25 protein-coding genes are annotated in these 24545 nt (G+C 40.7%); 12 read left to right on the forward strand and 13 right to left on the reverse strand.

What is annotated here, in order from left to right:
* Positions 1–34: 34 nt before the first annotated feature.
* The gene (locus ACXAFK_RS12415) at positions 35–1042 is read right to left on the reverse strand and encodes a 3-oxoacyl-ACP synthase III family protein (RefSeq protein ID WP_474957967.1); all 1008 of its coding nucleotides are present in this window, start codon (positions 1040–1042) and stop codon (positions 35–37) included.
* Between the two features lie 149 nt (positions 1043–1191).
* Here ACXAFK_RS12415 and ACXAFK_RS12420 point away from each other — a divergent pair, with 149 nt between their 5' ends.
* On the forward strand, positions 1192–3609 hold the full coding sequence (locus tag ACXAFK_RS12420) for a S9 family peptidase (protein WP_474957968.1): 2418 nt from the start codon (positions 1192–1194) through the stop codon (positions 3607–3609).
* Positions 3610–3685: 76 nt separating this feature from the next.
* Here the strand turns inward: ACXAFK_RS12420 and ACXAFK_RS12425 are convergent, their stop codons facing one another.
* Entirely contained in the window at positions 3686–4996 is a 1311-nt protein-coding gene (locus ACXAFK_RS12425; protein ID WP_474957969.1) for an ABC1 kinase family protein, read from the reverse strand.
* A 5-nt stretch (positions 4997–5001) separates the two neighbouring features.
* Entirely contained in the window at positions 5002–5658 is a 657-nt protein-coding gene (locus tag ACXAFK_RS12430) for a TetR family transcriptional regulator C-terminal domain-containing protein (protein ID WP_474957970.1), read from the reverse strand.
* A 331-nt stretch (positions 5659–5989) separates the two neighbouring features.
* On the opposite strand from ACXAFK_RS12430, the gene htpG reads away from it, so the two are divergent.
* The 3 genes from htpG to ACXAFK_RS12445 are packed head-to-tail and all read left to right on the forward strand — an operon-like array spanning position 5990 to position 9665.
* The gene (htpG, locus tag ACXAFK_RS12435; protein ID WP_224837763.1) at positions 5990–7876 is read left to right on the forward strand and encodes a molecular chaperone HtpG; all 1887 of its coding nucleotides are present in this window, start codon (positions 5990–5992) and stop codon (positions 7874–7876) included.
* A 20-nt stretch (positions 7877–7896) separates the two neighbouring features.
* The gene (locus tag ACXAFK_RS12440) at positions 7897–9303 is read left to right on the forward strand and encodes a hypothetical protein (RefSeq protein ID WP_474957971.1); all 1407 of its coding nucleotides are present in this window, start codon (positions 7897–7899) and stop codon (positions 9301–9303) included.
* A 5-nt stretch (positions 9304–9308) separates the two neighbouring features.
* Positions 9309–9665, forward strand: a complete 357-nt coding sequence (locus tag ACXAFK_RS12445; RefSeq protein ID WP_252080209.1) for a DoxX family protein — start codon at positions 9309–9311, stop codon at positions 9663–9665.
* Here ACXAFK_RS12445 and ACXAFK_RS12450 read toward each other — a convergent pair.
* Both ACXAFK_RS12450 and ACXAFK_RS12455 read right to left on the reverse strand, forming a co-directional pair.
* Positions 9662–10072 carry a hypothetical protein gene (locus tag ACXAFK_RS12450; protein WP_224837766.1) on the reverse strand — a complete coding sequence of 137 codons (411 nt, stop codon included), beginning with the start codon at positions 10070–10072 and terminating at the stop codon, positions 9662–9664. The genes ACXAFK_RS12445 and ACXAFK_RS12450 overlap by 4 nt on opposite strands.
* Positions 10065–10643, reverse strand: a complete 579-nt coding sequence (locus tag ACXAFK_RS12455; RefSeq protein ID WP_474957972.1) for an RNA polymerase sigma factor — start codon at positions 10641–10643, stop codon at positions 10065–10067. Before ACXAFK_RS12455 ends, ACXAFK_RS12450 begins: the two co-directional genes overlap by 8 nt.
* Before the next feature lie 135 nt (positions 10644–10778).
* Here ACXAFK_RS12455 and ACXAFK_RS12460 point away from each other — a divergent pair, with 135 nt between their 5' ends.
* Together ACXAFK_RS12460 and ACXAFK_RS12465 are read left to right on the forward strand one after the other, a co-directional pair.
* The gene (locus ACXAFK_RS12460; RefSeq protein WP_474957973.1) at positions 10779–11132 is read left to right on the forward strand and encodes a DUF6249 domain-containing protein; all 354 of its coding nucleotides are present in this window, start codon (positions 10779–10781) and stop codon (positions 11130–11132) included.
* Between the two features lie 67 nt (positions 11133–11199).
* A complete protein-coding gene (locus ACXAFK_RS12465; protein WP_474957974.1) occupies positions 11200–11832 on the forward strand; it encodes an MOSC domain-containing protein in 633 nt (210 codons plus the stop codon).
* Between the two features lie 50 nt (positions 11833–11882).
* Here ACXAFK_RS12465 and ACXAFK_RS12470 read toward each other — a convergent pair whose 3' ends face one another.
* Positions 11883–12260: a hypothetical protein gene (locus ACXAFK_RS12470; RefSeq protein ID WP_474957975.1), complete on the reverse strand. Its 378-nt coding sequence runs from the start codon at positions 12258–12260 to the stop codon at positions 11883–11885.
* A gap of 210 nt (positions 12261–12470) precedes the next feature.
* Here ACXAFK_RS12470 and ACXAFK_RS12475 point away from each other — a divergent pair, with 210 nt between their 5' ends.
* Positions 12471–13340, forward strand: coding sequence for an AraC family transcriptional regulator (locus ACXAFK_RS12475; RefSeq protein WP_293296213.1), 870 nt, complete (start codon positions 12471–12473; stop codon positions 13338–13340).
* A 7-nt stretch (positions 13341–13347) separates the two neighbouring features.
* Here ACXAFK_RS12475 and ACXAFK_RS12480 read toward each other — a convergent pair whose 3' ends face one another.
* Positions 13348–14118 (reverse strand): S1/P1 nuclease, encoded by a 771-nt coding sequence (locus ACXAFK_RS12480; RefSeq protein WP_474957976.1) that lies wholly within the window; start codon positions 14116–14118, stop codon positions 13348–13350.
* 148 nt (positions 14119–14266) lie between these two features.
* Between ACXAFK_RS12480 and ACXAFK_RS12485 the strand changes: the two genes are divergently transcribed.
* Positions 14267–16465, forward strand: coding sequence for a DUF5916 domain-containing protein (locus ACXAFK_RS12485; protein ID WP_293296217.1), 2199 nt, complete (start codon positions 14267–14269; stop codon positions 16463–16465).
* Positions 16466–16546: 81 nt separating this feature from the next.
* Entirely contained in the window at positions 16547–17239 is a 693-nt protein-coding gene (locus ACXAFK_RS12490; RefSeq protein ID WP_474957977.1) for an SIR2 family NAD-dependent protein deacylase, read from the forward strand.
* Here the strand turns inward: ACXAFK_RS12490 and ACXAFK_RS12495 are convergent.
* Positions 17229–17681, reverse strand: coding sequence for a heme-binding domain-containing protein (locus tag ACXAFK_RS12495; protein ID WP_474958169.1), 453 nt, complete (start codon positions 17679–17681; stop codon positions 17229–17231). The two genes, ACXAFK_RS12490 and ACXAFK_RS12495, sit on opposite strands and share 11 nt — an antisense overlap.
* Before the next feature lie 34 nt (positions 17682–17715).
* Between ACXAFK_RS12495 and ACXAFK_RS12500 the strand changes: the two genes are divergently transcribed.
* Both ACXAFK_RS12500 and purB read left to right on the forward strand, forming a co-directional pair.
* Positions 17716–18288, forward strand: coding sequence for a hypothetical protein (locus ACXAFK_RS12500; RefSeq protein WP_474957978.1), 573 nt, complete (start codon positions 17716–17718; stop codon positions 18286–18288).
* Positions 18289–18334: 46 nt separating this feature from the next.
* Positions 18335–19678, forward strand: a complete 1344-nt coding sequence (gene purB / locus ACXAFK_RS12505) for an adenylosuccinate lyase (protein WP_474957979.1) — start codon at positions 18335–18337, stop codon at positions 19676–19678.
* Positions 19679–19742: 64 nt separating this feature from the next.
* Here the strand turns inward: purB and ACXAFK_RS12510 are convergent, their stop codons facing one another.
* The 5 genes from ACXAFK_RS12510 to ACXAFK_RS12530 all read right to left on the reverse strand — a co-directional run bounded on the left by ACXAFK_RS12510 (position 19743) and on the right by ACXAFK_RS12530 (position 22839).
* Entirely contained in the window at positions 19743–20558 is an 816-nt protein-coding gene (locus ACXAFK_RS12510; RefSeq protein WP_224837779.1) for a mechanosensitive ion channel family protein, read from the reverse strand.
* 139 nt (positions 20559–20697) lie between these two features.
* Positions 20698–21237: a DUF4252 domain-containing protein gene (locus ACXAFK_RS12515; protein WP_224837780.1), complete on the reverse strand. Its 540-nt coding sequence runs from the start codon at positions 21235–21237 to the stop codon at positions 20698–20700.
* A 117-nt stretch (positions 21238–21354) separates the two neighbouring features.
* The gene (locus tag ACXAFK_RS12520) at positions 21355–21894 is read right to left on the reverse strand and encodes a DUF4252 domain-containing protein (RefSeq protein ID WP_224837781.1); all 540 of its coding nucleotides are present in this window, start codon (positions 21892–21894) and stop codon (positions 21355–21357) included.
* A 14-nt stretch (positions 21895–21908) separates the two neighbouring features.
* Positions 21909–22343 carry a hypothetical protein gene (locus tag ACXAFK_RS12525; RefSeq protein ID WP_224837782.1) on the reverse strand — a complete coding sequence of 145 codons (435 nt, stop codon included), beginning with the start codon at positions 22341–22343 and terminating at the stop codon, positions 21909–21911.
* Entirely contained in the window at positions 22330–22839 is a 510-nt protein-coding gene (locus ACXAFK_RS12530; RefSeq protein ID WP_224837783.1) for an RNA polymerase sigma factor, read from the reverse strand. The genes ACXAFK_RS12525 and ACXAFK_RS12530 overlap by 14 nt, the downstream gene beginning before the upstream one ends.
* Positions 22840–23051: 212 nt before the next feature.
* Here ACXAFK_RS12530 and ACXAFK_RS12535 point away from each other — a divergent pair, with 212 nt between their 5' ends.
* The gene (locus tag ACXAFK_RS12535) at positions 23052–24545 is read left to right on the forward strand and encodes a S41 family peptidase (RefSeq protein WP_474957980.1); all 1494 of its coding nucleotides are present in this window, start codon (positions 23052–23054) and stop codon (positions 24543–24545) included.

A 24545-nucleotide genomic window follows, 5' to 3' on the forward strand; every position in this document is an offset into this window, starting at 1 on the left:
TGATCGGGGTTTTAACTTTTAGTTTAAAAAGGGGTTACCACCGAATTATGGCACTCCCCCACGTAAAACCACTGCCAAAAGCAGCCAACACCACTAAATCTCCTTCTTTGATTTTTCCTTCCTCCCAAGCCTCTGTCAAGGCAATGGGAATGGATGCTGCGGTAGTATTTCCATATTTCATGATGTTGTTGAACACCTGATCATCTTTTAGACCAAATTTCTTTTGTATAAATTGCGATATTCTCAAATTGGCCTGATGCGGAATCAGCATATCGATATCCTCTGGTTTTAAATTATTTGTTTGTAATCCTTCCATGATCACTTCACTGAATCGAACCACGGCGTTTTTAAACACAAACTGGCCGTTCATATAAGGAAAATATGAAGTATCCTCGGAATCGGCATCTTCGATAATATCGGTAACCCAACGTTTGCCCATGCCAGGGGCGATCAAGGAAAGCTCTTCGGCATGTTGACCTTCGGAATGTAAGTGGGTGGATAAGATACCTTTGGAGGTATCCTCTTCCCGGGTAAGCACGGCAGCACCGGCACCATCTCCAAAAATTACGGACACTCCCCTGCCCCTTGTGGTCATATCCAACCCATGCGAATGCAGTTCGGAACCAATTACAAGTACATTTTTGTACATGCCACTTTTAATATATTGGTCTGCCACGGAGATTCCGTAAACAAAACCCGAACATTGGTTGCGTACATCCAAAGCGCCCACTGTTTTTAGTCCCAGGTCTCGCTGAACCAATACCCCTGGTCCGGGAAAATAATAGTCAGGACTCAATGTGGCAAATACAATAAAATCAATATCGTTCTTGTCTATACCGGCACGCTCAATCGCCTTTTCGGCTGCTTTGACCCCCATAGAAGTAGTGGTATCGGTACCTTTGACCACGTGGCGTCTTTCCTTTATCCCGGTACGCTCTTGGATCCATTCATCATTCGTGTCCATTACTTTGGACAGATCATCGTTGGTGACCACATTTTCAGGGACGTAAAAACCTAGTCCAGCAATCTTGGAATTGTACATGTATACTGTTTTAAATAAAAAGATAGTTAGAATTTGAAAATTAGCAAATATACATGCCAAATTTTCAAGAAGTCGGCAAAATAAAACTTTTTAAAAGTTGTACTTTTAAAAATCGCTAAAAATTCACTCATTAAACTTAAAACAAGATAATGAAAAATTACGTTTGGTTATTCTTGGCTGCTTTCGCCATAAGTTTGGCCCAAGCTCAGGAAAAACTCACTTATCAGAAACCGTCAGAAAAAATTTTAGAACTTGTAAACGCCCCATTGGCTCCCAGTGTACTCATCTCGGACAATGGCAAGTATATGGTATTGCTCTACAGGGATTATTACAAAACAATTGCAGAATTATCGGAAACCGAACTAAGACTTGCCGGTCTACGGATCAATCCTAAGACCAATATCGGAAGCCGCACCAATTATTATAATAATATCTTGGTAAAGGAAATTGGTGATAAAGATGGCGTACAGGTAACCGGTCTGTCGGAAAATCCACGATTGGCCAATTTTAATTGGTCTCCAGATCAATCTAAAATAGCATTTACAAACACTACCCCAGATGGAGTGGAGGTTATGGTACTGGATTTAAAATCGGCCTCTGCCAAATCGATAACGGATACCAACGTGAATGCCAATATGCGGGATATCATCAATTGGTTCAAGGATGGAGAGTCCATTTTGGTAAAAATGTTGCCCTCCGACAGAAAACCATTGATCAATGTGGACGAAGCCGTTCCGGAAGGACCAACCATTTCCACCAATGATGGAAAAAAGGCACAGAACAGAACCTATCAAGACCTTTTAAAAAACCCGAACGACGAGTTCAATTTTGAACAATTGGCCCGTTCAGAACTTTATAAAGTGAACATGGACGGCAGTAAGACCAAGTGGAAAGATGCCAATCTATATACAAGCATCAGTTTTTCGCCCGATGGGGAATATGTGATGACGGTAACCTTGGACAAGCCCTTCTCCTATTTAGTGCCCTATTATAGATTTCCGAACACGACCACTGTTTATACGAACGATGGCGGTATGGTTAAAACTTTGTTGCAAGTTCCACTTATAGAAGATCTTCCCAAAGGTTTTATGGCAACCAGAACCGGCATGCGAAACATAAGATGGAGAAACGACAAACCGGCAACCATTACCTATGTAGAGGCCTTGGATGGCGGTGATCCTGAAAACGAAGTACCCTTCCGCGATGAAGTCTTTGAACTCGAAGCACCATTTAATGGTGAGGGCAGGTCCATTTTAAAAACCAAAAACAGGTTTAGCTACATACAATGGGGCAACGACAATTTGGCGATCGCCCACGACCGTTGGTGGAACAACAGAAACACAAAAACCTATGTTTTTGACCCCTCCAACCCAGAACAAGGAGCTCAAATTATTGAAGATAGAAACTATCAAGATGTATATAGCGACCCCGGAAGTTTTGTTACCAAAAGGAACGAAAACGGCAGTTGGGTACTGTCCTTGGACAAAAACAACAACGCCTTTCTGATCGGAGATGGGTATACCGATGAGGGCCAGTTCCCCTTTGTAGAAAAAATGGATTTAAAAACCCTTAAAAAAACCAGACTGTACACCTCAAAGCTAGAAGGCAAACTTGAGAACTTGATTGAGTATGACCCTAAAAAAGACCAACTTTTAGTGCGTATTGAATCTGCCAGCGAGTACCCGAATTACTATTACAAAAGTTTGATAAAAAGAAAAGGGCCCGTGCAGTTGACAGATTTTGATAATCCGTACAAAAGCATTCAAAACGTACACAAAGAGGTAATAACCTATAAGAGAGATGACGGATTGGAACTTTCCGGAACCCTATACCTTCCTGTTGGATACGACATGGAGAAAAAAGAAAAAATGCCAATGATCTTATGGGCATATCCAAGGGAATACAAGGACAAGAACAGTGCTTCGCAAAATACCTCGAACCCCAACGAGTTTACATACCCATTTTGGGGATCACCCATTTATTGGGTAACCAAAGGTTACGTTGTATTGGATGGAGCGGCCTTTCCCATTATCGGTGAGGGTGACGAACAGCCCAACGACAGCTTTAGAAGTCAACTAGTGGCCAACGCCAAAGCGGCCATTGATGCGGTAGATAATTTGGAGTACATTGATCGCGAACGTATCGCAGTGGGCGGTCACAGTTATGGAGCCTTTATGGTGGCCAACTTACTATCCCATTCAGACCTATTTGCTGCAGGTATCGCCCGAAGCGGCGCCTACAATAGAACTTTGACACCGTTTGGTTTTCAAAGTGAGGAAAGAAACTATTGGGAAGCCCCTGAGGTCTATTACACCATGTCCCCATTTATGCATGCAGAAAAAATGAAAACCCCTTTACTGTTGATCCACGGGCAGGCGGACAATAATTCCGGTACATACCCTATGCAAAGTGAGCGCTATTTCAACGCTCTTAAAGGTTTGGGCGCCACCGTTAGATTGGTGATGTTGCCAAAAGAGAGTCATGGATACCGGGGCAAGGAAAGTATTTTGCACATGCTTTGGGAACAAGACCAATGGTTGGAAAAATATGTGAAGCAAAAAAAGTAATCTATTACGTATTTAGGCATAAAAAAATCCCGTTCCAAAAAAATTGGAACGGGATTTTTCTTTCCTATCCAAGAAATCAACCCAAAAACTCTCTGTACACATTTACCTCAACCTTGGCTTTTAGGTCGTGCAAGAGGTTATAAAGGCCAAAAAATGTACGGTTGATGTACAAAAAGTGTTTGGAACCTCTGTTTCCGTTCATTTTACGAATCTGTTCGTCTTTGGAATAACGCTCGCTCAGGTTTGCAATTTTGGTCCAGAAATCTTCATTACCAAAATCGAAGGTTTCCTTATGGAAAGGTGATGTAAAAATGGTCAACATTTCCTTGAACAAGGCCGTAAAAAACCGGAGCTCCTCTTCCGAATCGGTAGACGTCAGGATTTCGAGCTCATAGAGTTTCTCCATAAAAACCTCATCGTTATTTATATTTTCCGGTTTGGCCAATTCGAAATAAGGCACATAAAATTCATCTGGGATTTGTTTAATGCAACCAAAGTCGATTGCGATCAATTTACCTTCATCACTCACCAAAAAATTTCCCGGATGGGGATCAGCGTGTACCCGCTTTAATTTGTGAATCTGGAACATATAAAAATCCCATAGTGCCTGACCCAAAGTATTGCCCAGTTCGTCATTGAAATCCTTTTGGGTAAACTCTCCCAAATGCACGCCCTCCATCCAATCCATGGTCAAGATACGTTCACTGGAAAGATTTCGGTAGTACTTTGGAAACTGCATATTCGGGATCACGGCACATTCGGAAGTAATTTCACGACTTTGCTCGAGTTCCAATATATAATCGGTTTCTTCCTTTAGTTTATGCTCTACTTCTTTAAAATATTTTTCAGAATCCTTTCCCTTTAAGTTGAACATTTTAATGGCCACCGGTTTTACCAATGCCAAATCGCTGCTGATACTTTGGGCCACGCCCGGGTATTGGATCTTAACGGCCAACTGTTTTCCATCTTTTTTGGCACGGTGCACCTGACCAATACTTGCTGCGTTTACGGAATCCTTTTCAAATTCGTCAAAAATCTGTTCCGGATATTTATCCAAATATTTTTTGAATGTCTTTCGCACCAAAGGAGCGGACAAAGGTGGTACGGAAAATTGTGACAGGGAAAACTTTTCCACATAGGCCCTTGGCAATAGGTTTTTTTCCATGCTCAACATTTGCGCCACTTTTAGTGCACTCCCCTTTAAGCTTTTTAGGCCATCGTAAATATCTTCGGCATTATCTTGGTTCAAAGTATCCCGTGAGGTTTGGGGATCCACCAGTTTTTTGCCGTAATACTTTACGTAGTTGCCCCCTATTTTTACGCCCGTTTTTACGAGTTTCCCGGCACGTTCTATTTTCCCGGTCGGGATGGTATCGATTGTTTTCATAGGCGTTACACAAATTTTTCTTTATAAAGAAATTTCCCTAGATCTACGATTTTTTCCAGTGATGTATTCTCGAAAATCTGAAAAATAGTGGTCACCGACTTTTCAATGGCAATATCTGTTTTCTCCAGTCCGGGAGAACCATCTTCCGCCCAAAATTTTATAATGAACAAAAATTGCAGCCAAGCACCCTCCGAAAACAACGGGGCATTAAATTTTAAGATTTTTAGATTTTTCTCCTCATTTCTTTCTTCGATCAAAGTAGATGCAAAATCCTTAAAACGTTTGCGAAGCCCCTTTAACTGACTTAATCCCTCCATGGAATGCTTGTGCTCCTTCATCATAAAGAGAACATAACTCCTATTAAGTGTCAAATTCTCGAAAAAGGTGTAGAAGAAAGTAAGCATCTTTTCCTCGTTCGTCATTCCCGGATATTCCTTATTTTTTTGGATCAACTCAAAACTATTGTCGAAAAACTTGTTCCATATAGTTTTTTGCAGGGTATCCAAAGAACCAAAAAAGCCATAGAACTCATCCTCCTTAATTTTGTTCTCCTTACAGAATTTATAAACTGAGCCAGGTATTTTTTCCTGCTCCAATACGGACTCCATGAACAAGCCGATTATCTTATCCTCGGTTATTTTGGATTTTGATGTATTTCCCATTTTGGTATGTTTTTAAAAGGTTCTGTATAAAATGTGATTGGCAGGTGATAAAATTGAATTTTTAAAGAAAATGCACTTCCGAGCGAAAGTGCATTTTCACAACCTAACCAATAAATAAACAAACTTGTTATAGTAGTGCTTTTTCATAGCAATTTTCCCATAACAATGTAAAGATACATTTTTTGTTTAATGATTTTTATAATTAAATAAACAAAATTTTGTTAAAAATGATATCAGGTCATTTTTTTCGTCCAAATGTCAGTTTGTCATATTTATGATTCTGGTATTTTTTTTGACCAGTCAGCAATAAAAAGACTAAAACAACAAAACGATGGCAACAGGTAAAATCAATGTTTCAGTAGAGAACATTTTTCCCTTGATCAAAAAATTCCTTTACAGTGATCACGAGATTTTCTTAAGGGAACTTATTTCCAACGCTACGGATGCGACCTTAAAACTAAAGCACCTCACATCCATTGGAGAGGCCAAGGTGGAATACGGCAACCCTATGATCGAGGTAAAAGTCGACAAGGACAATAAACGAATCCATATTATAGACCAAGGTATCGGGATGACGGAGGATGAAGTGAAAAAGTACATTAACGAGGTAGCTTTTTCCGGTGCAGAAGAGTTTTTGGACAAGTATAAAGATGCGGGCAAGGATGCCGGGATCATTGGGCACTTTGGCCTTGGATTTTACTCCGCTTTTATGGTTGCGGAAAAAGTGGAAATCCTTACCAAGAGCCATAAGGATGAGCCAGCGGTGCATTGGAGCTGCGACGGCTCTCCCGAATTCTCCCTTGAACCTAGCGACAAAACAGAGCGAGGAACAGAGATCATACTGCATATCGCCGAAGATTCCACCGAATTTTTGGAAGATGCCAGAATAAGGGAGCTTTTGGTAAAGTATAATAAGTTTATGCCCATTCCGATCAAATTCGGAACAAAAACCGAGACGCTTCCCAAACCTGAAGATGCAAAAGAAGAAGATCCAGCTCCAACCCAAGAGGTGGACAACATCATCAACAATCCAAATCCGGCCTGGACCAAGCAACCTTCGGATTTAAAGGACGAGGATTACAAAAACTTTTACAGGGAGCTATACCCCATGCAGTTCGAGGAACCTTTGTTCCACATCCACCTCAACGTGGATTATCCGTTCAACTTAACAGGTATTTTATATTTCCCAAAGTTGACCAACGACCTCAGTATCCAAAAGGATAAAATCCAACTGTACCAGAACCAAGTGTTCGTAACGGATAACGTAGAAGGTATTGTTCCCGAGTTTCTGACCATGTTGAAAGGTGTCATCGACTCCCCGGATATTCCATTGAACGTGTCTAGGTCCTACTTACAGGCGGATGGTGCGGTTAAAAAGATATCCTCTTACATCACCAGAAAAGTTGCGGATAAATTAAGCTCGCTCTTTAAGAATAATCGAGAGGACTTCGAGCAAAAATGGAACGACATTAAAGTAGTGATAGAATACGGTATGCTTTCGGAAGACAAGTTTTTTGAGAAAGCGGACAAATTTGCGCTCTATCCAACCATTGATGGGGATTACCATACTTTTGAAGAGCTGGAAGCCAAAATCAAGGACAACCAGACCGACAAGGACGATAAATTGGTGGTACTCTACACTTCCGATAAAGAAGCGCAGCACAGTTATATCGAAGCCGCCAAGGGCAAAGGTTACGAAGTGCTCCTACTGGATTCGCCCATTGTCCCCCATTTGATGCAGAAATTGGAGACCTCCAAAGAGAATCTATCCTTTGTGCGAGTGGATTCGGATCATATAGACAACCTCATCAAAAAAGAAGATACGACCATATCCAAATTGTCCGATGAGGAAAAAGACAGCCTAAAGGCTGATTTGGAAAAAGTAATTTCCGATAAGGGCTATACAATTCAATTGGAGGCCATGGAAAGCAGTGCTTCACCTTTTATTATTACCGAGCCAGAATTTATGCGCCGAATGAAGGAGATGCAGCAGACCGGGGGCGGAGGAATGTTCGGTATGGGCAACATGCCGGATATGTACAACCTGATCGTAAACACCAACCACGAATTGGTGGGCGAAATACTGAATACCAAAACAGCAAAAAAGCGGGAAAGATTGATCAATCAGTCCCTGGACTTGGCAAAATTGTCCAAAGGACTCTTAAAGGGAGAGGAACTTACCAAGTTTATTTCCCGTAGCTACGATATGATCAAATAGACATAAAAATCCTATTGATCGTGAAAACCGCTCTAAATGAGCGGTTTTTGTATTTTATGACTATCTTGAGAGGGCAAACCAATTACACCGTGGGCAACAACGATTACAACAGTCCAACTTTTAGAAAATTATTGGATTCCCTTCAACAACAGAGTTGGGAATTGGAACTCATCATTTCCGGTTTTGCCATTTTTGGGCTCTTTACCGCCTACGAACCGCTTCGTATAGAAATGATTAATGCACAAAACGAAGACCAGATCTATCGTTTCGTGGTTTACTTTATCCTGAACATTGCCTGTTCCATTCTGCTGTTCAACCTATTGCTCCACGTTGTTTTAAGAGGTTTATGGATCGGGGCGCTCGGTCTTCGTTATGTTTCCGGAGATATTGAGTTCGAGCGGCTCCGCTATTCCGAACGCTTTACCAAATATTTAAAAAAGCGCATAATTTCTTTTGATCGCTACATCGCCAATCTGGAAAATTACTGCAGTGTATTGTTCGCCATTTCGTTTCTGTTGATTTTTTATGTGCTCGCCATGACCATGATCATCCTGTCGATCATATTGGTGGCCAACTATATTCTCGAGAGCGATGTTTTGCCCGAAGCCGCCGCCAGTATAATAGGGGGTATATTGATTTTGTTCATCATTTTTGGAATGTTCCTGACCTTTATCGACTTTATTACACAAGGTTGGTTAAAAAAAAGGAAATGGGTCTCTCGTATATATTTCCCTATATATTGGGTTTTTAGTTTTCTCACCCTTTCGTTTCTTTATCGGCCATTGGTCTATAATTTTTTGGATAACCGCTTTGGAAAAAAACTGACCTTGCTCCTGACCCCCATCTATATTGCCATTTTGATGCTGACCAGTTTGGAATACCGTCAATCCAACTATCTGGACAAAGAACAGCGATCGTCCAGCATTTTTGCCAAAAAAGATAATTATTGGGACATGATGACAGAGGAAGGAGATTTCCCCGGACGCATGGTGATTCCTTCAAAAGTAATTTCCCAACCCTATCTCCAAGTTTTTGTTCCTTTTTCGGAAAATTTGGAAAATCGTGTATTTGCCTTCAACGATTCTTTGACTCCCAAAGAAGACCGCAGAGGACTTTCCAGTAGTATAAAAGTCAATTCAAATTGGAGCGACGAGATCACGAGCCTCCGTCAAAAGGACAGTATTCGCAAAAAATATCTAAAAACCTTTAACGAGATGTATTCCTTCCGAATCGACACCCTTGATATGGACGAGGATTTTATAATAACTACTGCAATGAACGATATTCTGGGTTTTGAAACCTACCTCAAAATCTCTCAACTGAAAGAAGGGAAACATCTTATTCGTTTGAGGCGAAAACGGAAGGAAAAAGATTCTATTGTAACGGTATCGGATGCTATCTTACCGTTTTGGTACTTTAAAAACTAAATGTTATGATTCCTTGGCACCTCTATGCAATGGCCGGAATGTATGTTTTTGCAGGCGCAATGCATTTTATAAAACCCAAAATCTATATGCGGATAATGCCCATGTATTTGCCAAAACATAAGCTTTTGGTGTACTTGAGCGGGTTGGTGGAAATTTTATTGGGCATTGGCGTTTGTTTTGATGCCACCCGAAAACTGAGTTCTTTTGGTATTATTTTAATGTTGGGCGTTTTTCTATCCGTACACTTTTATATGCTCTCGGGCGAAAAAGCATCGGCGGGCATTCCAAAATGGATATTGATCCTTAGGATACCGCTACAGTTCTTTTTAATGTACTGGGCGTATTTTTATGCGTATCTCTAATAACTATTACCGCCCAAATGTTTTTTTAGCCAAGGTACCTGAGCAAAAAACAATAATCCTAGGAACAAAAATGCATACACCATGGTTTTGGGAAAAGAATAACCGCTCATCCATTGCCAGTCCATATGGAACCAAGCATCCATATTGATGTTTTTGAACCAGCCTTGGCCACCGCTCGGTCCTAACTGTGTGCCTAGATAAGCCAAAAGTGCAACAAATGCAATAAACCCGAAGGATAAAACTCTTCCGGATAAAATCGGTTGGTACTTAAAAACCTCTTTTGGGGATTCCGCCTCTATTTGCCGTAGTACATTTTTGGTAAAATCCGCAGAAGGCGATTCGATTGGTGCCTCTGCCATGAATTTATCCATTAAAGCTTCCAGTTTTTTATTTTCTTCCTTATCCATTGCTCTGCAAAATTTCTTTGTTCATACTTTTTTCCATGATCGCAGCCAGTCTTTTCCGGGCCCTGAACAACCTTACTTTTAGTGTATTTGCGGGAAGATTTGTAGTTTTTTCCATTTCTTGTAGATTCTTCTCCTCAAGATAGAACAAAGTAAGGACTCCAGCATCTTCCGAGGATAGCTGTAACAGGCATTGATCTATAAATCTGTTTTTTTCCTCCCTTATCATACTATCTAGGGCCGTATCGATTTCTGCATAGGCAATTTGATCCAATTGTTCTAAATCGTCGTGCAGTCTTGCCTTTTTATTTTGTTTCATCTTATCCAGGCATGAGTTATATGCAATCCTATACACCCATGTGGAAAGTTTAGACCCCCCTTTAAAATTGGGCAAAGATCGGTACACCTTGATAAATACGTCTTGCGAAACCTCTTCGGCCTCCTCCCTATTGGTCAACATTCTTATGCACAATGTAAACACCAAATCCTTATAACTATCCACAAAATCCGAGAATGCACGGGAATTTCCCATGCAAATTTTCGAGATCAGTACTTTTTCCTTGTTGGTCAGCATTGCTCATTGGACGATTAAACCATTGTTAAGGTTACACAGAAAATAAAATTTATAAAAAAATGTAACCTTACTCAGAAAACCGTCGTCATAGGTTATGAACAAACAAATTATGAATAATCATTAAAACGAATAGTTATGGGATCTGAAGTAATCATTTTACCAATCATTTTTGGAGTAATTTTTGCCATTGCCTACCTCTTTTTTTCAACAAGGAACAAAGAACGCTTGGCCTTAATCGAAAAAGGTGCCGACGCCAGTATTTTTATGAAAGGAAGACGGGAAGGCGCCGCTCCGTTCTGGAAAATCATCATTCTAAACCTTTCCTTATTATTAATGGGTATCGGGGTTGCCATTTTTGTTGCCTCCATTCTTCACTATAATTTAGGGGTGGAGGATGAGGTCGCTTATCCGGGAACCATATTCCTTTTGGCGGGCGTTGGCCTTATGGTAGGTTTTAACATGACCAAAAAATTGGAAAAGAAGGAGTAAAACCATCTCTTTTAAAAAGAGGTAAAAGACCACCGCCACAAGCGGTGGTTTTTTATAACTTGCCATTATGAAAATAATATCCACCAATCTCGGCAACCGTACCAAAATAGTTTGGAACGGTAAAGAAACCACCACTGGCATTTACAAATTTCCCGTGGACCAACCCATTTTATTAGAGAGCACAGATGTAAAGGGCGATTCGGTGATAGACCGAAAGCACCATGGCGGCATCTACAAGGCCGCCTACCTTTTTTCTGCTGACCGTTACGCATACTGGAAGGAGAAATATCCCGATTTAGAATGGAATTGGGGTATGTTCGGGGAAAATTTGACCATTCAAGGTTTGGATGAATCCCAAATTAGAATCGGAAGCATATACCGGCTCGGCACTGCATTGGTTCAAATTACACAACCTAGGGAGCCCTGTTATAAACTAGGCATACGTTTTAAGGACCAGAACATGATTAAACAATTTATAGATCAAGGATTTCCTGGGACATATGTGCGGGTTCTGGAGAATGGAACTGTAAAAACAGGTGATTCCATGGAGTTGTCAAAGGCATCCGAAACTCCATTGACCGTGCAGGAATTTTATAAACTTCTATATGCCAAAACCAAGGATAGCGATGTATTGCGATTAGCCTTGCAGAATGAAGCTATCCCAAATAGCAAGAGGGAAAAACTAAAAAAGTGGGCATAAAAAAAGGGGGCCTCCCGACCCCCCATGCACATAAAAATTAACTAAACAAACTATCTTACTTCCATAGTTTCCTTGTAGGTTCCAAATTTGTCCACTACAACTATGGTATATTCACCTTCGAATGCTTGCTCGAAGTTGAAAGCTTTTTCCACTACTACTTTTCCGTCGATAGCCTCGTCAAAGACCAATCTATTCTTGCTATCGTATACTTTAAGAAGTACTTTACCCTGAGATATGTTCAAAAGGTTCATCATTACCTTTTGACCTTTTTTGATGAATACTGGGTCCAAGTTGACTTTTACCAAGTTTTTCTCTACCTCGTATCTTTTTACTACTTTTTTACCGAAATCGGCTGTTGCTGTGTTGGCCATCCCGATTGCACTGATCAACAAGGCCGTTGCTACTACTAGGTTCTTTACTGTTTTCATAACACATCGCTTTTTTAAGATTACAGTACAAATGTATACCGGATTGGAACAGTGGAATACCACCATTTTTTCCACTTTCTATGCTATATTAACATGGCAACACACTTAACATAGCATTAATGATAAAATAGCATAACTTTGCGTTAACATTGTAGATATTTGCACTTTACACACAAGTTATTGTTTGTAGAAAAAAGAAAATAGTTGAGTATGATTCAGAAACCGGCATTTGAAGCTATAGCACCAAGTTTTGGCCATTCGTTTACCTTTCAAAAGTTTAACGAAAACCACGAGAACAAGAACTTAGGTTGGCACTACCATCCAGAATTGGAGTTGGTATATGTAAACGGAGGCTCGGGCAAAAGACAAATTGGGAGCCATGTATCCTATTATAGGAACGGGGACCTCATCTTAATAGGGTCCAATTTACCACATTGTGGCTTTACGGACAGACTTACGGGCAATAAAAGTGAGACTTTGGTCCAAATGAAAGCCGACTTTTTGGGAAGTGATTTCTTTAATATTCCCGAGATGAAGAATATCCAAAAGTTGTTCGAAGTTGCCAAAGGCGGAATTGCCTTTTCCGGTAAAACCAAAATGAAGGTTGGCGAAAAAATGGAAATCTTGGAGTATCAGACAGATTTTCAGCGATTATTGTCCATCCTTAATATATTGAACATCTTGGCCACGTCCAACGAAATGAACGTGCTGAACGCAGAAGGTTTCTCCCTGGAAACCGAAGTAAAGGACAACGATCGTATCAATGTTGTTTTTAATTATGTGAAGACCAATTTCAAAGAGGACGTAAAACTTGAGCAAATTGCAGATATGGTAAGCATGACGGTCCCTTCTTTTTGCAGGTACTTTAAAAAAATAACCAATAAGACATTTACTCAGTTCGTGAACGAATATAGATTGGTACATGCATCCAAGCTATTGGCAGAACAACCCATGAGCATAACCCAAGTTTGTTACGAAAGTGGTTTCAACAACTTTTCACATTTCAATAAATCGTTCAAAGCATTTACCGGACAGAATCCTTCGGAATACCGAAACCAGTTAAAAACGGTTCTGCACTAGTAAAAAACTACCCAAAAATATCGTTCAATACCTTGGCGAGCCTAAGACCCCCCTTCTGTAGCTGTGCGAATAAAAGATCGTTATGGTCGTAGGAATAACGATAGCCCAGTTTTGCACCAATTTCAACGGAATCATATAAATCCGCACATAGTTCGTGCGATTCGTCCACCCAATCGTACACAGTTCCCAACTGGATCTCCTTTCGCTTTTTTCTACTGACGTTTTGTAGTTCCATGGCAAGCTCGGTATACGTCATACCATAAGATTCTATCAAGTTTTTGTCCCAAACCCGATGTAGATTGCTTCCTTGTCCAAACCATTGGACCTGTATGGTATTTCCCCCTTTGTCCTCGGCCCTGCTCACATGCATGGGCTGATGCAGGTCGCCGATTAAATGAATCAGCATTTTTAAATGAAAAATACGATCTTTCCTTGAGCCATTTTTATCCTTTATAGCGGATTTACATGTCTCTATTGCTGTAATAATATCGCCATACTCGCTTTTATCGGAATCCGCATAGGACATCCCCAATGGGTAGTTGACATAGTGCCATGCCGAGTATTTGGAATAGGCCCGGTCAGCCTTTATATCATCAGCAAATGTAGATACAAAGGCCAAGCTATGTCCATCCAACAGATCGTTTATGGCCCGCTTCGCTTTTCCGGACAAATGGTTTTCTGCAATTTCACCGGTTACCCTGTGTCCCGTTTTGCCCCAAAAGGCGTTACCAAAAACAATTACAGGAAAAAATAAGAATAGGAATAAGGTTTTTTTCATTTTTTAACGTCCCTTAATTAGAAAAAGGCTTAGAAAATTCTTGCCACTAATTTTCGCAATGATTTACCAAACAGCAACATATTTTAAAATTTTAGTAAATTTTTAACTATGTATCTGTTAAATTTGAACCACCAACTAAACTCGACCAATGTTAAAAAAATGTATTGTACTTGCTGCAATTCTTCTGCCTTTCGCCTTACTTTCTCAAACAGACCATAAAAGTTTTACCGTAAAATATGTCGACGACATAGTCAAAGTAGATGGTATCTTAGATGAAAGTGTATGGGAGATTGCAGAAAATGCAGACGATTTCCATCAATATTTTCCATCCGACACCACCCTCGCCTTCCAGCAGACCCAGATCAAAATGGTCTACAACAACACTACACTATTTATTGGTATTAAATTATATACAGAGGGCGACAATTATGTGATACCCTCACTACAAAGAGATTACAGGGCAGGGGGAAATGACAACATTAGTTTAATGTTCGATACTTTTAACGACGGTACCAACGCATTCCTGTTTGGAATGAATCCTTATGGAGTCCGAAGGGAAGCTTTGATATCCAACGGCGGGTCTGGTCCAAATGGGTTCACCACCTCTTGGGACGTAAAATGGCAAGGCGAAGCCAAATTGTACGATGGCTACTACATCTGCGAACTTGCCATTCCATTAACTTCCTTCAAATTTAAACAGGGTGAGACCAAATGGCGGTTCAACAGCTACCGCTTTGATATGCAGACCAACGAAACCAGTACCTGGATGAAAATTCCACAAAACCAACTTGTTTACAGTTTGGCTTTTATGGGTGATATGGTGTTTGAAAAACCATTGGGAAAATCCAGGACTCCAATGGCATTGATACCTTATGCCAATGGGATAATTGCCAAAGACTACGAAAACAATGAAGATCTAAGCAGAATGGGCTTTGGTGGAGATGCAAAAATCTCCATAGGAAACGGCATGAATCTCGATGTAACCCTAAACCCGGATTTCTCCAATGTGGAAGTCGATAATTTTGTTACCAACTTAACCCGATTTGAGGTTTCTTTACCAGAGAGAAGACAATTTTTTATAGATAACAGTGACCTTTTTGGTTCCTTCGGGAACGAAAGGGATTCCAATCCATTTTTCTCCAGAAGAATTGGAATTGCAGAGGACAAAGATGGTGAAACCATAGAAAATGGGATTATAGGCGGGGTTAGATTAAGTGGGAAGTTGAACAACAACTGGAGGTTGGGCCTACTCAATATCCAAACGGAAGAAGACGAGATCAACGAGATACCCAGTAACAACAACACCGTACTCGCGTTGCAAAAGAAAATGTTTTCAAGATCCAATTTAAGCTTCCTTTTTGTTAACCGACAAACTTTTGGGGATTACGACTTTGTGGACCCCATGGACCGGTACAACCGTGTGGTGGGACTGGACTACAACCTTGCATCAAAAAACAATATTTGGACAGGCAAGTTTTTTTACCATAAGGCCTTTGCCCACGATATTGGGGACCGTAACGACTCAGGCGGCATGGACCTCCAATACAACTCCAGATACTTCAACTTTGGGTTACGCGGAAATTTTGTCGGGAATGATTTTAGGTCGGACCTCGGCTTTATCCGAAGAGAGGACATTGTTGCTGCAAGGCCTTTTGTGGAATTTAATTTTTGGCCCAGCAAAGGAAAGGTGAATACCCATGGTTTCCGGTTTAGCCCCAACTTTATATGGAGACCTACCTTGGACTACCAAAATACAGATTATACTATTTTTACCCAGTGGCAAGCAGAGTTTACCTCACAAGAAAAATTGGCCTTTCGTTTGTTCAATCGGTACACTTACCTCACCGACACCTTTGATCCAACCGGCACCGATGGCGGAGTAGAACTTTTAGGAGACAATGGATACCATTATACCAGTTTTGAAGTATCTTTTGAAAGTGACCGTAGAAAAGTCTTTTCGTACAATCTCGAACCCGGATACGGCGAATTTTACAATGGAACGCGATATGTCTTCGAAGGGGACATGAGCCTGAGGCTTCAACCGACGGTATTCCTTTCTTTAGGGGTTATATATAACAGTATAAAATTGCCAGAACCTTATGAGAGCGAGGACATCTTATTGTTAAGTCCAAGAATAAACATTACGTTCAACAAATCCATTTTTTGGTCCACTTTGATCCAATATGGAAACCAATTGGATAATCTTGGATTCAATTCGAGGCTACAATGGAGATTTGCACCGCTTTCCGACCTGTTTCTGGTCTATAACGACAATTACTTTGTAAACTCGTTTATGCCCCGAAGCCGGTCCATTAATCTTAAGTTGACCTATTGGCTCAACATTTAATCAGTTTAAATAATTATTTATTTCTGGCTCCAATGTTTAAATTGCATCGTACAGTTTTTAAATTGTGAATTTGGATAAAAAATGTCGAAGCAAAAAATTGTAGTACTTACCGGAGCGGGAATGAGCGCCGAAAGCGGCCTAAAAACCTTTCGTGATGAAAACGGACTATGGGAAGGACACGATGTAATGCAGGTTGCATCTCCGGAGGGTTTTGCCAAAAATCCGGATTTAGTGTTGGAATTTTATAACCAACGTAGGCGACAATTGTTGGATGTGGCACCAAACCAAGGTCATTTGGCATTGGCACGGTTGGAGCAAACTTTCGATGTTAGTATTGTTACGCAAAATGTTGATAATTTACACGAGCAGGCCGGCAGCTCACACGTGGTCCATTTGCACGGAGAATTGTTCAAAGTAAGAAGTACAAGGAACGAAAATTATATTTTGGATTGGACAGGAGACTTGGTACTAGGGGATTCCGATGAAAACGGACATCAACTACGACCACATATTGTTTGGTTCGGCGAAATGGTCCCAATGCTGGAAACTGCGGCTCAAATTACGCAACAGGCCGAAATTTTGATTATCGTAGGCACCTCCATGCAAGTGTATCCTGCGGCAAGTTTAATACACTACGCCCCCAGCATTACCCCAATTTATTTTATAGACCCAAGGCCCAATATCCGTGCATCGGATTTTGAGAACCTCACTATAATCCCAAAAACCGCTGCCGAAGGAGTTCCCACTTTAGTGGAACATCTTTTTAATAGGTAGCCCTGGTCTTTTCTGCCCAACTTACCAATGCACTGATCTGCTCCTCGGACAATTTGGCATCGGCATGTGTCCAAGTGTACTCGTTCAACGGCATACTGCCCCGTTTTACTTCCTCTATGAGCTCTTCCAATTTGTGGTCTTTTTTCTTCTCGTCATAATTCTGCCAATCGGAAAAATCCAAATGTTTTTTACCATCTTCAATATGGTCGGCCAGCCAATACGAGACCGGAGCAATAGTATTGTACCAAGGGTACTCGGTATTCGCACTGTGACAATCGTAGCAAGCTGTTTTCAGAATTTGCTTCACCTCCCGGGAGGGCTTTGTTTCAGCTTCAAAGGCGGCAACATAGTCCCCTTCGGAGGTATTTTTTTCAGGACGATAAAATTGCATTCCAATCAAAACCACCAATAGGGCAATTGCTATTTTTTTTACTATTTTCATCATACAGGATTTTAGTAAATATATCGATTTTTTTGTGACCGAAACCGAGCTCCATATCGCACTTAATTCCGGTAGAATATCAAAATCACAAATAGATGATTTGGTATTGCAATTACAGCAAGCGCCCCAATTGGCCAAAACGCTTTATAAAGAAATAATAGCGGAAGACAAGGAAGGTACCTTTAATGCCAGCTGGACCTTTGATCATTTAATGCGCAAAAAACTGGCCTATCTCCTCCCTTTTTTTGATGATTTTGTAAACGGCCTTGCCCAATTAAAGACCGAATCGTGCATTAGGCCCGTTGCCCATGTTTGCGAAATGGTCTGTGAAGCTTATTTTAAGAAAAAAGACCCTGTTTTTATTGAAAATATTACCAATGATCAACTGGAAAAAATATTGACCGCTTGTTTTGATTGGTTAATAGGCCCAATGAACATGGCGCCCAAGGTATTCTCCATGACCAGTCTATATTATTTGGGGCTACGCTTTGATTGGGTACACGCCGAGCTCAAACTAGTTCTGGAAGATAGTTACGCGACCGGAACCACAGGGTACAAAAACAGAGCAAAAAAAACTCTGGATAAGTTGGCCAAATTAGGTGTCTAAACCGCAGCGTTTAAGTATCTTTGATGCTTTCAAAATTTTCCTGACCATGTCATTGACACCACTAAACGCCATTTCGCCGATCGACGGTAGATATAGAAATAAAACCGAAAGTTTAAAAGATTACTTTTCCGAAGAAGCCTTGATCAAATATCGCGTCCAGGTAGAAATCGAATACTTTATTGCGCTTTGTGAGATCCCTTTGCAACAATTGGCCGATTTTAACCAGGGACTGTTCCCAGAATTACAGAAAATCTATCAAGATTTTTCCGCGGAAGATGCACAGGCCATCAAGGACATTGAAAAAACCACCAACCACGATGTTAAAGCAGTGGAATATTTTATCAAACAAAAGTTTGATGAATTGGACCTTCAAAAATACAAGGAGTTTATCCACTTTGGGTTGACCTCGCAAGACATTAACAATACGGCTGTTCCCCTCTCCATCAAAGAAGCTATGAACGATGTGTACGTGCCATCTTATTTCGAGGTTTTTGAAAAACTGAAGGAATTGGCCAAAGAATGGGAAAACATCCCTATGTTGGCACGCACGCACGGACAACCTGCCTCCCCTACGCGTTTAGGCAAGGAAATCGATGTTTTTGTAGAGCGTTTTAAAGAGCAGTTCAATTTATTGAACGATATTCCAAGTGCAGCCAAATTTGGTGGTGCTACAGGTAACTATAACGCTCACAAAGTTGCTTATCCAAACAACGATTGGAGGGCATTCGGAAAACAGTTCGTGCAGGAAAAACTGGGGTTGCACCACTCCTTTCCCACCACCCAAATTGAACATTACGACCATATGGCCGCCCTGTTCGACTGTCTTAAACGAATCAACACTATTTTGATCGACCTTAACAGGGATATTTGGACATATATTTCCATGGATTACTTTAAACAGAAAATCAAAAAAGGAGAGGTTGGCTCATCGGCCATGCCGCACAAGGTAAACCCCATTGATTTTGAGAATTCCGAAGGTAACTTGGGCTTGGCCAATGCCATTTTTGAGCATTTATCTGCTAAATTGCCAATTTCACGCCTACAACGCGACCTTACGGATAGTACGGTTTTAAGAAATGTGGGAGTCCCTTTCGCACATACCATTGTTGGTTTTCAATCCACTTTAAAAGGATTGAACAAATTGGTGCTAAATCAAGCTAAGTTTGAGCAGGATTTAGAGGATAACTGGGCCGTGGTCGCAGAGGCCATTCAGACTATTTTACGAAGGGAGGGCTACCCGAACCCTTACGAAGCTTTAAAAGGTCTGACCCGTACCAACGAGAAAATCAACCAGAAATCCATTGCCGATTTTATAGAAACCTTAGAGGTATCGGATGCCATTAAAACTGAACTGAAACAAATAACCCCAGCGAATTACACCGGGGTTTAGGTCTTGTGATTTTGAACCGAATAGATTTCTCGGTTGTTTCACTGCTTCGAAACGACAATAATTCTTATGCTTCTTTGTGGATTTCCACTTGGTGTGGATAAGGAATTTCGATTCCGGCTTCATCCAAGGCAATCTTGCAATTTTCATAGGTTCCAAAGTACACATCCCAATAATCTTCCGGCTTACAAAAGGGCCGTACTGCAAAGTTCACTGAACTATCGGCCAGTTCCATCACATTAACCGACGGTGCAGGTTCTTTAAGTACTTTTGGGTTGGAAGTGAGCACGTTCAACAGCACTTCTTTGGTTTTTTTTATGTCTTCGCCATAACCTACGCCAATAACGGTATCCACCCGCATTTTACCTTCGGCCGTGTAATTGATTATGTTGCCGTTGGCCATTGCTCCGTTCGGGACAATAGCCAGTTTGTTTTGTGGTGTTACCATTTTTGTTGTAAAAATTTCTATCTCCTTTACAACTCCAAGAACGCCTTGGGCCTCGATAAGGTCTCCAATACGGTAAGGTTTAAATATCATGAGAAGTACACCTCCAGCAAAATTGGACAGCGAACCTTGCAACGCCAAACCTACGGCAAGACCTGCAGCTGCGATTACTGCAGCAAATGTGGTAACATCTACCCCTAGTCGAGAGATAACGATAATGATCAAAAATATTTTGAGCGACCAAGACAGTAGGTTCAACAAAAATTTTTGCAGGGATTCATCATATTTACTTTTGGACATTACCTTTCGGGTTCCACCGATGATTTTCTTTACCACCCACATCCCCACAATGTAGATAAGAAGTGCTGTAATTAGTTTAGGGCCGAATTCTTTGGCCAGTTCAATACCGTAGTCGAACCATTCTTGTGCTTTTTCCATGATGCTATAGTTTTGTTAGTGTTCTTGTTGTTAGACACTAAGATACTAAACTAGGTCACTTTTTTATGTATCGAATCTTTATCGTAAAAAGAAAAAGGGCGACAATTGTCGCCCTCCTTGGATTATATAATGATTGGTCTTAGCCTTTTAGAAAATCACCGATTTCACCTAGCCCTTCGCCTTTGTAATCGGATTTTTGAATGGCCTGCATTAATTGTATGATATGTGCCGGGTTCATATCCTTGCCGAGCACACGGACCAGGGCAAAGCCTTTGTCCTTACTATCTCCATAAATAATCACTTCATCAATGGCATCCTCATCTCCCAAATATTTGATAACCCCCTTGCCATACTTGGAGTTTATCTTCATGAGTTCAACAAAGTCGTCCCCTTTTAAGATTTGGCTCACTTTCTTTTTTTCGATCTCGTATTCGGCAACATTGTCCTCATTCTTTTTAAAGGCCAATAAATTAAACTTTCGCAATGATTCTATGGCCTCTTTTTGGGTCGGGGTCAGCTCCACCTCATCCATTTTGAGAATGCTTGCCGGTACATCGATGGACAAAAAATTCGGGTTTTCCGAATTGTCCACATAATACTCCTGCAAAGTGGGCTGCGACGCGCACGAAGCCAAGAACAATGCTCCGATTGCCATTATGGATTTAATTAAATGTTTCATTTTTCTATTCTTTTTTTGATTGATAGTGTCAACTGATTATCAGTTGACAATAATTAGTTGGAGGGTTTTGTATTTTGTTACAATTTCCAACCGATTATTGCCAACCGATATTCTAATCTAGTTTTTCTTTCCTGCTTCGTTAAGCTCTTCTGGCAAGTTCATTTTTTTGGTCAAAGAACTTATGTTGTTCAAATCTATATCGCCGGTTAGGGAAAGGATTACCGTTTCAAACTTTTGACCATTGGCCTCCACATTTTTCATTCCGGTAATGAACATCAGCAGCTCGCTTACATGATCGGCATCTTTACCTTCTTTAATGTAGAATTTTACATTGGCATCCTTGTCTTTGATTCGCATCAACTCCTCCATTTTTGAAGATCTTAGGTAGCTATCGACAGAAGATTTCATGTCGTCGCCAATTTTCTTGTTCTCGGTGGTAAATACCTTTAAACTTTTAAGACTGCTGGCAATTTCCATAAAATCGCGTGCCTCTGGATCATCCACTTCAACATCTATTTTTGCCAATAAATTGAACATACTCTTGTTCACGATCACTGTGGTCACATCGTCCAGATCTTCAAACTTGTCAAAAACGGACTGAGAGAATCCTGCCAAAGGCAACAATGCCATTACTGTTATTAAAATATACTTTTTCATTTTTGTTACATTTTTTAATTGTTATTGTAAATTTTTTGTTTTGCATCTTCAAACTCTTTTAAGTAGGCCACTTTTTCCGTACCTCGGTTAAAGTTCACTGCTAAGAGTTCGAGTGCTTTTTTGGTTTCCTCGTAGGCAAACTCTGCCTTTTCTTGCTCCAAACGCTTTGTTTCTTGGTACTGATTACCAAAATAGATGCCAAAGGTCAAAACTACTGCCGCTGCAACGGATAGCCACTTGTAATAGTTTACTCTAGGTTTTAATGGTACCTGCTTGGTGTACTTTTCTTCCTTGGCCATGGAAAAGTAGTTGAACATGGGCTTGTACTGCTCCAAGTGAGGTGCGACCTCCTCTTGTGAAAAATAGGCCCTAAGTGTTCTTTCTTCGTCCACTGTAGCAGTGGCCTCGAAATACTTTTCCAATATTTTTTCTATGTTACCCAATTCCATAGTTATGTTTTTTAATCAATTCTTCTCTTACTGTTTTTCTTGCCCTCGACAATGCTACGCGCACTGCTGTCGGTTTCATGTCCATGAGCTCGCATATTTCGTCGAACTCGTATTGCTCCACATCGCGTAGTTGCAATATCATTTTTTGTTGTTCTGGCAGGTCTTTTATAATTCGTTCCATCCAGTTTACACTGTCTTCGGCCTCCAATTGTTTTTGTAAGGAGGTGTTTTCATCACTGTAATTACTGTGAACCAATTTTAGGTTTCCTGCTTGTTTGGACTTTAAGCGGTCCAAACAAAAGTTTTTGGTCATGGTCATGGCAAAAGCCTCTACATTTTTGTACTTCCCCATCGACTCGTTCTTAGACCAAAGCTTCAACAAAATTTCTTGAGTGGCGTCTTCCGCTTCTTCTCGGGAGACCAATAGGCGCTTGGCGAGCCTAAAAAGTTTATCCTGAAAAGGCAAAACCACATTTAAAAATTCTGCTTGTTTCATTTGGTTGTCTTAGTTATTTTAAGGCCTTTCTTATCGACCTACACTATCACGACGATACATATCGAATATTGTTACAAAAAATTTGCGATTTCCTCAGATAAGCCTATTTTGCAAGGTAAATTTATTTGATATAACGTTTGGTTTTACTCTTACCCATCCTAGTTTCTTAGAGTTTGGAACAAAATTTGAGTAAATTCAAAAAAAATTAAGCTATGAAAAAGTACCTCTATCTATTTTTGGGAGCAACACTCCTATTCACCTCGTGTAGTAGTGACGACAATGAAATCAATAATGGCCCTACCCCCGACCCAGAACCCGGTGCGGATGTTACAGCACAAAATTTTATGTGGCAGGCCATGAACCTTTGGTATTTTTGGCAAGGGGATGTTGAGGATTTGGCAGATGATAGGTTTTCCACAAATGCCGAGTACACTGCTTTTTTAGAGGCCAATTCAAATGCCGAAAACTTTTTTTATAGCATTTGTAACAGACATGAGGAGATTTTTGGGGATGACAACGCCATAGATCGATTTAGTTTTGCCAATGATGACTATTCGGAACTGGTAAGTGGCCTATCTGGAATATCCCAAAGTAATGGGGTCGAATTTAGATTGAGCCTGATTAGCGGTACGGAAAATGTTTTTGGCTATGTACTTTACATATGGCCGGATTCCGATGCCTCGACCAAAGATATACAACGTGGCGAGTTTTTCACCAGGGTCGATGGCACCCAACTTACCATTAACAACTACAGGAATCTTTTGTTCGGTGATAACAGCACTTACACGCTTGGAATGGCGACCGTTACCGACAATACCATCTCTGATAGCGCCAAAGAAGTAGAACTTACCAAAATAGAAAATCAAGTCGAGGACCCCATCTTGATTGCCGAAACACTGGATGTAAACGGGACTAAAGTTGCCTATTTAATGTACAACCGTTTTTTAAGCAGTTTCGATGAAGATTTGAACGCTGCCTTTGCCAAATTTGTAGCCGACGGAGCAACAGAACTTGTTTTGGACATGCGCTACAATCCGGGAGGTTCCGTAAACACATCCCGTTTACTGGCCAGTATGGTCTATGGGACCAACACAGGTGAGGTATACATAAAACAAAGGTGGAACGATAAAATACAAGTACAGTTCAGCGAAGAATTTTTAACTGATTATTTTGCAAATTCCACAGGCACCAGCGCCATTAACTCCTTAAATTTAGACCGTGTTTTTGTTATTGCCACAGGTGATTCTGCCTCGGCAAGTGAATTGGTAATGAACGGACTTGACCCCTATATCGATGTAATCCATATTGGAGAAACAACGCGTGGTAAAAATGAATTTTCAATTACCTTGGTAGATGACCCAGAAAACTCTTTTATTTATAATAGTGACCGTGAGGGCAATATCAATGCTGAAAATTCTTGGGGATTACAACCTTTGGTTGGAAGGAACGAGAATGCAGATGGGTTTTATGATTACACCAATGGCTTGGCGCCAGACATTGCCCTAGAAGAAGATTTAACCAATTTTGGAGTCTTGGGCGATGTAAACGAGCCTCTATTGGCCCGTGCTCTACAAGAAATTACAGGTAGCTCTGCCAAAATAGACTTTACTGTGGAAATGCCCGCAGAATCTTTTACGTCATCTAGATTGGAAACTCCTATAAAGGACAATATGTATTTGGAAAAACCACTACAGTTAAACAACTAA

This window comes from Flagellimonas sp. ABD4_174, from assembly GCF_056160185.1.